Below are 12252 nucleotides of genomic sequence, written 5' to 3' on the forward strand. Positions count from 1 at the left end.
TGTTGTATTGGGAACCCGTCCATATATCGATCCGTTCGATTTTCGGAGGTGGCGCGTATCGTATTTACAACGGCTAAACCGCCATTTTCTCCCCAAGTCGGTGGCAATCACGGTTCGATGTTCTCCCGGAAGTCGGGTGCCAGTCCGGTCTGTCGGATACCGGCAAGGTCCGTTATCTCGAACTCGTAGAGTGCGACCCCGCCGGAGGTGGTGGCCGTCTGGAGCGTGTTGGGTCGCCAGGCGTTCTGTGTCATCGCCGTGATATCCGACCAGTCGTCCTCAGGCACACTGCTGATATCGCCGGCAAGCATCACGCTCTGCCACTCGAACGCCGTGTCGATGTCGTAGACGAGAAACCGGCCACGGCCGGCTCGCTCAGTCAGTTCCGCTTTCCGACTCGATTCGCCGAGGAGATAGGTGAAATAGAGGCAGGCTCCGTCGTCGAAGCCGTACGATAACGGCAGCAGATACGGGACATCCGCCGTCGGAAGCCCCAAGACTCCGGTCGAGTGTGTGGCGAGGAATTCCCGAATCGCTTCGTCGTCCATCTGTTCGAGTCCGTACTCTTCTAATTGGTCGATTGTCATAGGTCGCGTCTGATCATCCGGTTACGTATCACGAATGCAACCCCACGCTAAAAAAAGTAGAGCGGACTTCTCAGAGGGAGTGGCTGTTCACAATACGGCACAGATACTGTTATATCGCCGAAGTCGGCCGATACTCGTCGGACGGTAGTACGTATGCCCGCTGGTTTTCAGCCAGTGAGAAGTCCCACCGGACGCTATATTGTTGCACTACCAACACGAATACATGGACTTCGATGAGTTCACCGGCGAGATACAGCACAGGCTTGAACTACCCGGTACTGGTGAGGCCGTTCGGGCGACCCGCGCGACACTGCTACCCCTGGGACAGCGCATTCCCGCGGAGAACGCCGCGGACTTCGCTGCCTCCCTCCCGATGGAAATCAAGTGGTATATGACCGGCGCCGTCCGCGACCACGGGCAGCGGTTTGACTGGACGGAGTTCGTCGACCGTGTCGCCGAAATAGAAGGGGTTGAACCGTCGGACGCAGCGTACCACGCACGCGTCGTTGTTGACCTGATGCATACGGCGGTCCCGGCCGCCGATTTTCAGGACCTCCGCGGCCAACTCCCCGAAAGTGCGGACGAGGAAAACTGGCGCGAACTCTTCAGCATAGTCGATGCCGGTGGCTGGGGCGAGGCGGAAGAGGTGCAAACCGGCGGTGGTCCACAAAAGTCTGCTGAAGCCCCTCAGTGGGACAGTCAGTAGCAGCTCTCATATCGGTTTCAAACGAATATATCTTGACACAATCTGGTAATAACTGTACGATTGTTACGCCTTCCCCTCATACTTTGGGAGGTGTACCGACGAGAACTGCTGGCCACGCAGTCTAACTATTCGAGACGCCGATCTCAGCCGCCGGATTTCTAATAGCGTGAGAATCGCGACTACAGTTTATTTACTGACAGCAACAATTCGTAAACACAGCAATGTTCGATTCAATTCTGGTCCCGACTGACGGCAGCGAACACGCGACCCGGGCCGCCGAGCACGGGGCAGCGCTGGCCCGTGCGTTCGGCGCGAGCCTGCACGTCATCGCTGTCATCGACACGCGAACAGCAGGCGGGCCGTTCAGCGGCGACGATCTCGAAGACGAGACACTCGACCGCATGACGGCCGACGCCGAAGAAACAGTCGCGGCTATCACGGACGCGGTGGACGCCGCCGGAGCGATTCAGACGACTATCCGCAAGGGAGATCCAGTTGACGAGATTTGCGCATACCGCGACGACCACGATGTGGACCTGATTGCGATGGGAACGCACGGCCGCACAGGCGTCGGGCGATATCTCGCCGGGAGCGTGACAGAGAGCGTCGTTCGGCAGGCCGACGTCCCTGTTCTCACTGTCCGTGCAACCGACCGAAGTCGCGACACCGCTCCCTACGACGATATCCTCGTCCCGACGGACGGAAGCACACCTGCAGCGGCCGCAGTTGAGCCCGCATGCGAGATTGCGGCGCAGTTCGACGCCCGCGTTCACGCACTGAACGTCGTCAACCTCAGCAATATCGCAACCGGCTCCGAATACACGCTACCGAAAGACCTGATCGAGTCCCTGGAGTCCCAAGGGGAGAAAGTGACAGAGCGGATTGCGGCACGAGCACGCGAATCCGGAGTGGAAACTGTCACACGGGTCGTCAGTGGATTCCCGGCGGCAGATATTCTTGAGTACGCTGACGAGAACGGCATCGATCTGATCGCCATGGGGACGGCCGGTCGGACCGGTCTCAACCGGTTCCTCGTGGGAAGCACGACAGAACGGATCATCAGACACGCCGATATGCCTGTACTCGCAGTCAACGCCCGAGACCAGCGCGGTGACGAGGCCTGAAGACAGGAACGCGTCTTCCTGTCTGTCAGCGTCTGATTGGGTGCGCCCGTGTCCCCGGCGAGGCGGCAGTCAGACCGACACGACCATGCACTTATTACTGTTCCTGTCGTGACACTACCCATGGCTGCGGACAACCCGGTTACGATGACGGACGAGGAACGGGACGCGTTTCTGGACAACGGGGGGACGGGCGTCCTCTCGCTCGCCGCCGGCGACGCGCCGCCGCATTCAGTCCCGGTTTCGTACGGGTACGACGCGCCTACCACCACATTCTACTTCCGGCTAGCGGTCGGTGTAGAGCGGTCGAAGGGAGAACTTGACGACCGCGCGGCGACGTTCGTGACTTATCACGAGACGGATGCGGGATGGCAAAGCGTAGTCGCGAGCGGTCGGCTCGAAGATGTCGAACAGGAGGGGATCGAGACGGAAACACTGGAAGGACTGGAACACGTCGATATGCCCATGGTCGACATCTTCGAACGCCCCCTCCGCGAAGTGGACTTCGAGTTCTACCGCCTCGTACCGGATGAGCTAACCGGACGGACCGAATCCTAGGGCGGACGGTTCTCCGCAGTACCGACTCGAAGAAGAACCGCTGTACTGAATAGGCGAACTCATATCAACATAGCGGTAGAGTACCCTCCATGTCCGAAGCCGCCCACACACAATCGACTGCCGACGCTCTTTCGGGGCTCGACAGCGAATCTGATGGGTTGTCGGCGTCGGAAGCCCGAACGCGGCGTGACAGACACGGCGAGAACGAGATAACGCAGGGGAGCAAACGGACACCACTCGACATCGCTATCGCCCAGTTCGACAGCGCCCTTATCTGGGTTCTCGTTGCGGCCGCGATACTGTCCGTGTGGGCGGGACACGCTGTCGACGCAGTCCTGATAGCCGTGATCGTGGTCGGGAACGGCCTGTTCGGCTTCGTCCAGGACTACCGCGCAGAGGGGACGCTCGAATCCTTGCGGGAACTGACCGCCCCAACCGCGACAGTCAGACGCGAGGGGCAGTCCGTCGAGGTCGACGCGACTGAACTCGTCCCGGGTGACGTTATCGAACTGGAAAGCGGCGACGTCGTTCCGGCCGACGGTCGACTGATCGGCTGTCAGTCCCTGGAGGTCGACGAAGCGGCGCTCACTGGAGAGAGCACGCCGGTCTCGAAGGGAACCGACCCGGTGGACCTCGACGCACCGCTCGCGGAGCGAGAACCGATGGTGTACAAGGGCACCAACGTCACGCGCGGTTCGGGCGTTGCCGTCCTCACGGCGACCGGGATGGACACTGAGGTCGGCGCCATAGCCCGCCAACTCGCAGGAACGGAGGAGACTGACACACCACTGCAGACGGAACTCGACACGTTAGGCCGGACGCTCGGCATCGGCGTGATGGTACTTGCTGCCCTCGTGGTTCCACTCCTCGTCTTCCGGGGGACCGAACTGATCCAGGCGGCACTCACCGCGATTTCGCTCGCTGTGGCCGCGGTCCCCGAGGGACTCCCGGCGGTTGTGACGCTAACGCTGGCCCTCGGTGTCCGGAAAATGGCCGACGAGAACGCTCTCGTGCGGCGCTTGCCCGCCGTCGAGGCGCTGGGCTCCGTCGATGTCATCTGCACCGACAAGACCGGGACACTGACCGAGGGGCGAATGTCAGTCAGTCGGATCTGGGTCAACGACGCTGTCGTCGACAGTGACGAAATAGAGGGTGAACCCCTGCCGGACCGCGTTGCCACGGTGCTCCGCGCCGGGACACTGTGTAGCGATGCGACGCTCGAAGCGGGGGACCCGACGGAGCAGGCCATCGTCATGGCGGCTGACGAGTCCGGAATCGACGTCGAACGCCTCCGCGAAGAGCACCCGAGAACGGACGAGATTCCGTTCTCGTCGGAGCGCAAGTGGATGGGCACTGTTCACGATGACACGGTCTATGTGAAAGGCGCACCCGAAGTAATCCTCTCGAAGTGCTCCCGCGTCCTCACCGATACCGGCCCGGCGGACCTGACGCCCGACAGAGCCGAGCAGATCAGAGAGCAGGTCGGTGCGTTCGCTGACGACGCGCTCAGGGTGCTCGCAGTGGCGTACACGGAAGATACCACCGTGGTAGAACGGAACGACACAACTGGCGAGGCCGACGATGTCAGTGCCGACCTGATCTTCGCCGGGTTGGTCGGCATGATCGACCCGGCCCGCGAGGAGGTCGCCGACGCGATTGCGGCGACCGAGCGTGCAGGCGTTGGCGTCAAGATGGTAACCGGCGACAACGTCCGGACCGCCGCGGCCATCGCCGGAGAACTCGGTCTGGGGCAGCGCGTGATGGAAGGCCGCGATGTCGAGGAATGCTCCGAGGAAGCGCTCCGCGACCGTGTCGAGTCGGTCGACGTGTTCGCACGCACGTCTCCGGAGCACAAGGTCCGGATTCTGCAGGCGCTACAGGCGAACGGTCACACCGTCGCAATGACAGGCGATGGGGTCAACGACGCACCAGCGCTGAAAAACGCCGATATCGGCGTCGCGATGGGCGTGCGCGGGACTGACGTGGCCAAACAGGCCAGCGACGTTATCTTGTTGGACGATAACTACGCGACAATCGAGCGGGCAATCGAGCGGGGACGGGCGATCTTCGACAACGTCTGGAAGTTCGTCGGGTATCTGCTGAGTGCCAACGTGGCCGAAGTCGCCATCGTCTTTATCGCCTCGCTCTTTGGCTACCTCGTCCTGCCGGCGGTCCAGTTGCTGTGGATTAATCTACTGACCGATGGTCTGCCAGCGCTTGCGCTCGGGGCCGACCCCAAAAGCGATGACGTGATGCAGCGACCGCCCAGAGACCCGGATCGCGGCATCGTCGACCACGATATGCTCGCGCTCATCGGGGGTACAGGCGTCATCTCGACAACTGTGATGCTCGGCCTGCTACTGGTCACGCTTGCCGGCGCACCCGCAGTCACGCCGTACGCGATGACGATGATATTCACCGGGTTCGTGTTCCTCGAATTCGAGAAGCTGTACGTGATCCGCTGGCTCCGCGAGACACCGACGCTGTCGAATCGGTGGCTGGCGTCCGCAGTAGGCGGGTCGATACTCCTGCAACTCGCCGTGCTGTACACCCCCCTCAACGTCTACTTCGGGACGGTCCCGCTCAGACTCACTGATTGGGGGTTGATTGGCGGCATCCTCTTACTCGCCTTGCCACTGTACCTCGCTGTCGCCAGCGGTGTGAAACGCCTGTGACGCTCCGATCCGGTAGTACCGGCCGTTCGGTCTGGGTTTCCACATCTCGTTGCCGATTCCGCCAGGCGTGCGCCTGCAGACGGAGACCGGGCGGCCCTTTGCCCCGGAGTGATTGGCTATCGTTGGGCCGCTCCTCTCGAAAAGCCGTCTACCGTACCGCTCTCAATCCAGTTGTCCGCTGAGCACTTTGGCGGCGACCAGCACCGGGTCCCAGACGGGGCTGAACGGCGGCGCGTACGCCAGGTCCAGCCGTTCGAGTTCGTCGATGGTCATGTCCCCCTCGATGGCCGTCGCGAGCGTGTCGATACGTATCGCCGCCCGGTCTTCCCCGACGATTGCGCCGCCCAGTAGGCGACCGCTCTCCCGGTCGGCGACGAGCGTCACGTCGGTGTCGTCGCCGCCGGGGTAGTACCCCGACCGGGAGCCGGCCGTGACTGTCTTCGACACCGGGTCGAAGCCGTTAGCGCTGGCCTGCTCGTGGTCGAGGAGGCCGACGCGACCGCATTCGAGGTCGAACGCCTTCACGACGGCTGTCCCGGCGATGTTTCCGACGGGCGAGGGGTCGCCGGCGACGGTCTGCCCGATTGCGCGACCGGCCCGGTTCGCGGTCAGTCCGAGTGGGACCCAGTCAGGCTCGCCAGTCACGGTGTGGCTGTCCTCGGCACAGTCCCCGGCGGCGTAGACGCCGTCGACACTCGTCGCACCGTACTCGTCGACCGCTATCGCACCGGAGGCCCCGAGTTCGACCGGTGTGTCTTCGACGATGGCGGTGTTCGGCTTGATGCCGATACCGACAAGCGCGAGGTCTCCGTCGGTGATACCGCCGTCGTGAGCGACCGACGCGACGCGCCCGCCCTCGTCGCCGACGAGTTCCTCGACGGCGGTGTTCAGATGCAGTGTCACGCCCTGTTCCCGGAGGTGATCGGCAACGCGCTCGCCAACTGCTTCCCCAAACGGCGGCAGGAGGTGGCCTGACCGCTGGAAGAGATGGGTCTCGACGTTGTGGGCCCGGAACGCCTCGGCCATCTCCACACCGACGTAGCCGCCGCCGACGATAGCGACTCGCTCCGGTGGCTCCCAGTCGGCGTACTTCTCGACGAGTGCTGTATCGACGTACTCGATACTCGTATCGACGGCGGAGTCGCCCGGCTCAGAAAGCGCGGCGCGGACCGCGGCGGCCGAATCGAGACCGTGCATCGTGAACGCGCCGTCGAGTTCCGCCCCCGGTATCGGCCCGGTCACCGCGTGTGCGCCCGTCGCGACCAGCAGGTCGCTGTATGGCTGGCTGAACGTCCCACCGTCGTGGGCGACGGTGACCGTTTCTGCGTCGGTGTCCACGCCGACGACTTCGTGGTTTCGGCGGAGGTCGATACCGCGCTCAGACGCCTTCTCGGGCGACAGCGAGAGAAGGTCCGTCAGCCGCTCGACAGTTCCTTTCACGTAGTAGGGCGTCCCGCAGTGGGCATAGGATACCCACTCCCCTTTCTCGAAGACAATCACGTCACGGTCCGGTGCCTCACGGGTGAACTTGCTCGCGGCGCTCAGTCCGGCCGCGTCGCCACCGATGACTACGAACGGGTCCGTCATACAGACCCTCGTATCGCTGCGGTACTAATGATTGCGTGAGGTCCGGGTAACTGCGTGGGCTACTGGAAGCGATTGTGTCCGGGACGGATTCGAACCAGCCAGTCGGTCTGTCCCCTCTCCATGGTCGACCGTCACCAGCATCTACGGCTGAACGTGGTTGAGGACATGCTGAGCCAACTTTCACACGACTCCAAGACCACTGGCGACCAGTCTGAAGCCGATAATCGATAGTAAGGCTAGCACGGCGGCTCGACGGACCCGGTCACTGACAGCGGTCCTGAGTCGCTTCCCGACTGCGACACCGGCAACGGCCGGCACGGCTGCGAGAACGGACGTTCCAGCGACAACCGCGCTGGGATAGAGCCCGAAGACGCCGGCAAAAGCGACCCGCGTGACGCTGAGTCCCAGAAACACCAGCGCGACGACGCCGACGAACACGCTGTGCGAGAGGTCGAAACTCCGGAGATACGCGACGAGCTGGACGCCGACGTTCGTTCCGCCGAACAGCGCCCCCGAAACGCCGCCGATGCCGACCATCGCAAGCGGTGTCTTCCCGAGGTCGCTGTTGCCCACTGACACCCATCCGGGAAGCGGCACCCGCTGCTGGGCGGTCGCCACAAACCCCAGGGTCAGCAGGCCGAGTCCGACACGGAGCGGCGCTTCCGGGAGCCTGTCGAGTACAGCCATCCCGACAACGGTCCCGACCAGCGCCGCAGCGATGAGCGGTCCGAACCGCTGGCTACAGGTACGCAGTTCACGCCGTGAGAGGTCCCGAACCAGTGAAACGTTGACTGCGAGGATAGGGAGAATCATGAACACGACGGCGGTCGCCGGGTCGATGACCGTCGCAAGCGCCATCGTCCCGACGACGGCGAAGCCGAAGCCAGCAAGTCCGTTTGTCGCCCCAGCGACAAGGACGATGGCCGTCACTATCACGACCATTGTCCACGAGGCTGGCAGAATCATATGGTATCTTGTCCTGTGCGACTCCCACGGCGGCCCGGAACCGATTCCGGGCCGGGGAGTGGTTCTTGCGAAGTACTTACACGGCCCTGGATAAAGCCGCATCGTGTTTCGCCACGGTGGGTTCGAAGGTGACCGGTTTGCTGCCGGGATCAGAACGTGATGATTTCGTAGTCGTCGTCGACGAGCGAGCGAATGCTCGGGTGGCCGTCGTGCTCGTCCAGCGTGACGAGTCCGGAGTCGGCGACGGCGTCTTCCACGCCGAACGCACCGGAACAGTAGTCACAGACGGCCGTATCCTCTTTGACGGTCTGGTACAGTTCGTGGTAGTCGCTGTCCTCGTCTTCGAGTTCCGGAATCCACTGCGTTCCGGCCCCGTCGAAGATGAGTTCGAGGTCGTCCTCGTCGTTCTCTGCGAACTCCTTTGCGGCTTCGAGGCCGTTTGCGAGTCGGCCGAGATTCTCGTGTCCCTCTGTCCCTGCGAGGATGATGATGGCTGCTTTCGTCATTACGTAGCGTAATAGCACTCCCACTAATATATTATGAATGGGTGCGTGCGACGGCGCTGAACTCGCACCAAGTGTTTATTAACTAGTGCCAGTCGGCAAGTGAATGAGTCGACATACGAGGTATCGTCTACAGATATGGCCTTATTCAGCGTAGGATTCGATGAGCGCTCGGAGCGCTTCTTCTCCTTCCAGGCCGACGACTTCCTCTACCTGCTCGCCATTGGCGAACAGGATGAGCGTCGGCACGCCCCGGACGCCGTACGACTGTGCGAGTTGCTGGTTCGCGTCGACATCGACTTTGGCGACGGTCGCGCCGGTCTCTGCGGCCAGCGTCTCGACGATCGGTTCGAGCATCTGGCACGGGCCACACCAGTCGGCATAGAAATCCGTGAGGACGACGTCGTGCTTGTCGACGACATCGTCGAGATGGTCCGTTCCGTCGATGTGAAGCGGTTCGTCCGTCGTAGTCGTCCCGGCGTCGGATGCAGTATCAGTTGCCATCAACAGACTATACGCGTCAGCGCCAAATAAAGGTTTGCACAAAATATACAATACTATGAAACACTATTTGCAAGCCAGTGGTAGCGGGATATCTATTCGCGCAGGCGCAGAAATCGGCTCGGCTCGGACGCGACAGCGTGTGATAGAGAGAACGGCGGTGTTAGCTCTCGACAGTCGGAGCCGAGGACTCGGACTGTTCGTACTTGTTCTCGAACTCCTGAATCAGTTGGCCCATCTTCGCGTACCAGTCGTTGAGCATGCGCTGCATCTCGTCTGCGATCTGGGACGGGTCCGTCGGCGAGTAGACGTGGTAGTAGCCGCCCTGGTCGTAGTTGATCTGGTCTTTCTCGATAAAGCCCGTCTGGAGGAGTCGCTGGACGGCGCGATACGCGGTCGAGCGCTCCCGGTCGACTGCCTCGGCGAGTTCGTCGACGGTCAGTGGTTCGTCAGCCTCGACGAGCGCTCGAAAGCACTCCTTGTCGAGTTCTTTGAGCCCGTGGAAACACTCTAACAGCCCCTCACACTGCATATCCCGGCGGAGTTGTTCAGACATCGAATCTGGCATCGTTATCACTGTTCTGTAGCCACTACGCGGTAATAAGACTTGTGTACGGTTCGCACAAATGCATGCACGATCCGGCAAAAACTGCCCTCGAGTGAGCGGTCAACGCCGTTCACCTCACAGCCGACACACACGCCCGCGAACGGTTAGTCTGCGCCCGTCACGGCTGTATCGCGGGTCTCGCTCCGGGTGCGCCAGTAGCCCTGGAGATATGCGCCGAGAAACATCCCGGCGAGCGCCCAGAGGATGGTGACGTTACCGATACCGAGGCTCGCGTAGGCGGCCCCCGGACAGATACCGGACAGTCCCCAGCCGACGCCGAAGATGGCACCGCCGACCAGGACGTTCCGGTCGAAGGACTTCAGACGCCGTTCGAAGGTGTCTCCGGTCAGTGGCGCGCGGCCGAGGAGGCGGGGTGCGAGAACGAAGACCACCCCTGTCACGGCAGCGCCGCCGAACATCACGAACACCAGCCCGAAGTCCTCGAATTGGAGGAAGTCAAGGACGACTTCCGGGCGCGCCATGTGGCTGTACGCGAGTCCGAACCCGAAGATGAGCCCGCCGACGAGAATCAGCGGCATGAACGCGGGGTGGCGGTCGTCACTCATGTGTCGCTCCCCCCGGTCGCTCCCGGTCGCTCGCTTCAGACTCTTGCTCCGCTCGTGTCTCGCAGCTCACGGACTCACCCCCAGTGCCGAAACCAGTTGTGCGGTGATGATGGCGACGGCGAGGAACGTCAGGACGCCGGCGATCGACGTTTTCGACGCCGAGCCGACGCCACAGACGCCGTGGCCTGACGTGCAGCCCTTGCCGACGCGTGTCCCGATGCCGACGAATACCCCGCCGAGGAGGAGTCGCCACGGCTGGACGTCCGTGGTCCACGCGCCGCCCTGATAGACGGCCGCGTACACGGCCGCCCCGAGGATGATGCCGAGCGTGAACACGACGCGCCAGTCACGGGAGCTGACGTACTGCTGGAACCGGGACCGGTCCGAGACGTACGACAGCGTCGACTCCAAAAACGTGCTCGCGCCGGCGCTGATGCCGGTTCCGAGGTAGATGACGACAGTCCCGAGCCCCACCAGCAAGCCACCGACGGCGTAGCGACTGATGCCGTTCGGAAACAGTTCGGCGGTTGCCTGCAGTGGAAGTGCCTCAATCACCATTGGCGTCGTTAGTCACCCGCAAGGGATTCCTGGCTAGCGGCGCAGTTGTTCGGCCCGAGTTCCAGGGTGAATGCTTCCTCGTCGTCGACGGCGTTCTGCCCGAGGTTCGTCGCGATAATCTCCTCGTAGTTGGCCGGCCGCGGCGGCATATCCGAGAGGACGAGCTCGACGAACGCGTCCTTGTCCACGGTGAGCGCGTCCATCTCTTCGACGAGCGCACCGATTGGGGCGGTAAATGTGCCGTCCTCGGCGGGTTCGGCCGCGTCGCTGAAGTGCGCGCCGCCGACCAGCGTGTCGTCGGGCAGGGTCAGCACGCGCTCTTGAAGCGACTCGTAGAGCATACGCGCGGCTTCAGGCGCGCCCTCGTCGCCCTCTTCGAGGTCGGGGCGAGCGACGCTCTCGATGAAGAGCCCGTCACCGGTCACGAGCAGGCTTCCGTCGACGAGATAAGAGGTCATTCCGGTCGTATGGCCGGGCGTGGAGACTGTCTCGATAGTCGCGTCGCCGACCTGGAACGTGTCGCCGTCTTCGGTGGTCGTCAGGTCGTCAGCATAGGTGACGCCGCGGTCGACAGCGGCCTCCGGGATGACGCCCTCGACGCCCTCAGCGTCGAGGTTACGAACACCGGAGATGTGGTCGGCGTGGATGTGCGTATCGAGGGCGTACTGCAGGTCGACACCGAGTTCAGCGGCGTCGTCGAGGTAGCGGTCGGTGAACGCCCGCAGCGGGTCGATGATAGCGGCTTCGCCGTCGTGATAGAGGAAGTAGCCGAGACAGCCCGAGGACGGGCGCTGGTACTGGAGGAGCGTGCCGGCGCCGTCGTAGCGTTCGACTTCGACGGCCTCGTAGATGCTCGCCCATCCGTTCATGCCGTCTTCGAGATGGTTGACGTCGTAGCCGTGTTCCGCGAGCGTGCCCGCGACGTACTCGCTTGCTCCGCCTTTCGCACACAGGACAGTCACTTCGTGGTCGTCGGGGATCTGAGCGAGGACGTCGCCGTCGATGTCGTCCTCGAGGAACTCGAAGTACGGGATGTTGAGCGAGGTGACGTTCGCACCGTCGATACGCCACTCGTCGTAGTCCGATTGCATACGCGCGTCGAGAAGCGTCACGTTCTCACCGGCGTCGATGCGGTCTTTGAGCGATTCCGGATCGGTCGTTTCTACGTCGGCGTCCGGCGTCGGAAAGTCGTCAGCGTTCATTTTGTGCACTCGTTTCTACCGGGCGGACGCACAAAAGCATTTGCATAGTAATCCACATTCTAAACAATACTATTGGCCAAATAAACCCACGAGTAAATTAAATATAGCCTGAATT

At 62.4% G+C, this 12252-nt stretch carries 13 protein-coding genes; 4 read left to right on the forward strand and 9 right to left on the reverse strand.

The genetic code is table 11. The features are described from left to right. Nucleotides 1-107: 107 nt before the first annotated feature. On the reverse strand, nt 108-587 hold the full coding sequence (locus C442_RS14760; protein WP_008311795.1) for a pyridoxamine 5'-phosphate oxidase family protein: 480 nt from the start codon (nt 585-587) through the stop codon (nt 108-110). A 223-nt stretch (nt 588-810) separates the two neighbouring features. On the opposite strand from C442_RS14760, the gene C442_RS14765 reads away from it, so the two are divergent. From C442_RS14765 to C442_RS14780, 4 genes are all read left to right on the forward strand, one after another. Further along, entirely contained in the window at nt 811-1293 is a 483-nt protein-coding gene (locus C442_RS14765) for a DUF2267 domain-containing protein (RefSeq protein WP_008311797.1), read from the forward strand. A gap of 221 nt (nt 1294-1514) precedes the next feature. Then, a complete protein-coding gene (locus C442_RS14770) occupies nt 1515-2417 on the forward strand; it encodes a universal stress protein (RefSeq protein ID WP_008311799.1) in 903 nt (300 codons plus the stop codon). 120 nt (nt 2418-2537) lie between these two features. Further along, a complete protein-coding gene (locus C442_RS14775) occupies nt 2538-2972 on the forward strand; it encodes a pyridoxamine 5'-phosphate oxidase family protein (RefSeq protein WP_008311801.1) in 435 nt (144 codons plus the stop codon). Nucleotides 2973-3061: 89 nt separating this feature from the next. After that, nucleotides 3062-5647 (forward strand): calcium-translocating P-type ATPase, PMCA-type, encoded by a 2586-nt coding sequence (locus tag C442_RS14780; protein WP_008311803.1) that lies wholly within the window; start codon nt 3062-3064, stop codon nt 5645-5647. 162 nt (nt 5648-5809) lie between these two features. Here C442_RS14780 and C442_RS14785 read toward each other — a convergent pair whose 3' ends face one another. From C442_RS14785 to C442_RS14820, 8 genes are all read right to left on the reverse strand, one after another. Next, nucleotides 5810-7234: an FAD-dependent oxidoreductase gene (locus C442_RS14785; RefSeq protein WP_008311805.1), complete on the reverse strand. Its 1425-nt coding sequence runs from the start codon at nt 7232-7234 to the stop codon at nt 5810-5812. 180 nt (nt 7235-7414) lie between these two features. After that, nucleotides 7415-8200 (reverse strand): sulfite exporter TauE/SafE family protein, encoded by a 786-nt coding sequence (locus tag C442_RS14790; protein ID WP_008311807.1) that lies wholly within the window; start codon nt 8198-8200, stop codon nt 7415-7417. 149 nt (nt 8201-8349) lie between these two features. Beyond that, nucleotides 8350-8706, reverse strand: coding sequence for a DsrE family protein (locus C442_RS14795; protein ID WP_008311809.1), 357 nt, complete (start codon nt 8704-8706; stop codon nt 8350-8352). 141 nt (nt 8707-8847) lie between these two features. After that, complete coding sequence (gene trxA, locus C442_RS14800; protein WP_008311811.1) at nt 8848-9207, reverse strand: thioredoxin; 360 nt, start codon at nt 9205-9207, stop codon at nt 8848-8850. A gap of 160 nt (nt 9208-9367) precedes the next feature. After that, entirely contained in the window at nt 9368-9772 is a 405-nt protein-coding gene (locus C442_RS14805) for a helix-turn-helix domain-containing protein (RefSeq protein ID WP_008311813.1), read from the reverse strand. A 143-nt stretch (nt 9773-9915) separates the two neighbouring features. Next, a complete protein-coding gene (locus C442_RS14810; RefSeq protein WP_008311815.1) occupies nt 9916-10377 on the reverse strand; it encodes a YeeE/YedE family protein in 462 nt (153 codons plus the stop codon). A gap of 66 nt (nt 10378-10443) precedes the next feature. Next, nucleotides 10444-10935 (reverse strand): YeeE/YedE family protein, encoded by a 492-nt coding sequence (locus C442_RS14815; protein WP_008311818.1) that lies wholly within the window; start codon nt 10933-10935, stop codon nt 10444-10446. Nucleotides 10936-10943: 8 nt separating this feature from the next. Further along, nucleotides 10944-12137: an MBL fold metallo-hydrolase gene (locus tag C442_RS14820; protein ID WP_008311819.1), complete on the reverse strand. Its 1194-nt coding sequence runs from the start codon at nt 12135-12137 to the stop codon at nt 10944-10946. Nucleotides 12138-12252: the final 115 nt, after the last annotated feature.

This window comes from Haloarcula amylolytica JCM 13557, from assembly GCF_000336615.1.
GTDB lineage: Archaea > Halobacteriota > Halobacteria > Halobacteriales > Haloarculaceae > Haloarcula > Haloarcula amylolytica.

Coding starts and splice junctions, on each gene's coding strand:
- C442_RS14765 (WP_008311797.1), top strand. CDS start 811: ATGGACTTCGATGAGTTCACCGGCGAGATACAGCACAGGCTTGAACTA.
- C442_RS14820 (WP_008311819.1), bottom strand. CDS start 12,137: ATGAACGCTGACGACTTTCCGACGCCGGACGCCGACGTAGAAACGACC.
- trxA (WP_008311811.1), bottom strand. CDS start 9,207: ATGGCAACTGATACTGCATCCGACGCCGGGACGACTACGACGGACGAA.
- C442_RS14810 (WP_008311815.1), bottom strand. CDS start 10,377: ATGAGTGACGACCGCCACCCCGCGTTCATGCCGCTGATTCTCGTCGGC.
- C442_RS14760 (WP_008311795.1), bottom strand. CDS start 587: ATGACAATCGACCAATTAGAAGAGTACGGACTCGAACAGATGGACGAC.
- C442_RS14795 (WP_008311809.1), bottom strand. CDS start 8,706: ATGACGAAAGCAGCCATCATCATCCTCGCAGGGACAGAGGGACACGAG.
- C442_RS14770 (WP_008311799.1), top strand. CDS start 1,515: ATGTTCGATTCAATTCTGGTCCCGACTGACGGCAGCGAACACGCGACC.
- C442_RS14785 (WP_008311805.1), bottom strand. CDS start 7,234: ATGACGGACCCGTTCGTAGTCATCGGTGGCGACGCGGCCGGACTGAGC.
- C442_RS14775 (WP_008311801.1), top strand. CDS start 2,538: ATGGCTGCGGACAACCCGGTTACGATGACGGACGAGGAACGGGACGCG.
- C442_RS14815 (WP_008311818.1), bottom strand. CDS start 10,935: ATGGTGATTGAGGCACTTCCACTGCAGGCAACCGCCGAACTGTTTCCG.
- C442_RS14780 (WP_008311803.1), top strand. CDS start 3,062: ATGTCCGAAGCCGCCCACACACAATCGACTGCCGACGCTCTTTCGGGG.
- C442_RS14805 (WP_008311813.1), bottom strand. CDS start 9,772: ATGCCAGATTCGATGTCTGAACAACTCCGCCGGGATATGCAGTGTGAG.
- C442_RS14790 (WP_008311807.1), bottom strand. CDS start 8,200: ATGATTCTGCCAGCCTCGTGGACAATGGTCGTGATAGTGACGGCCATC.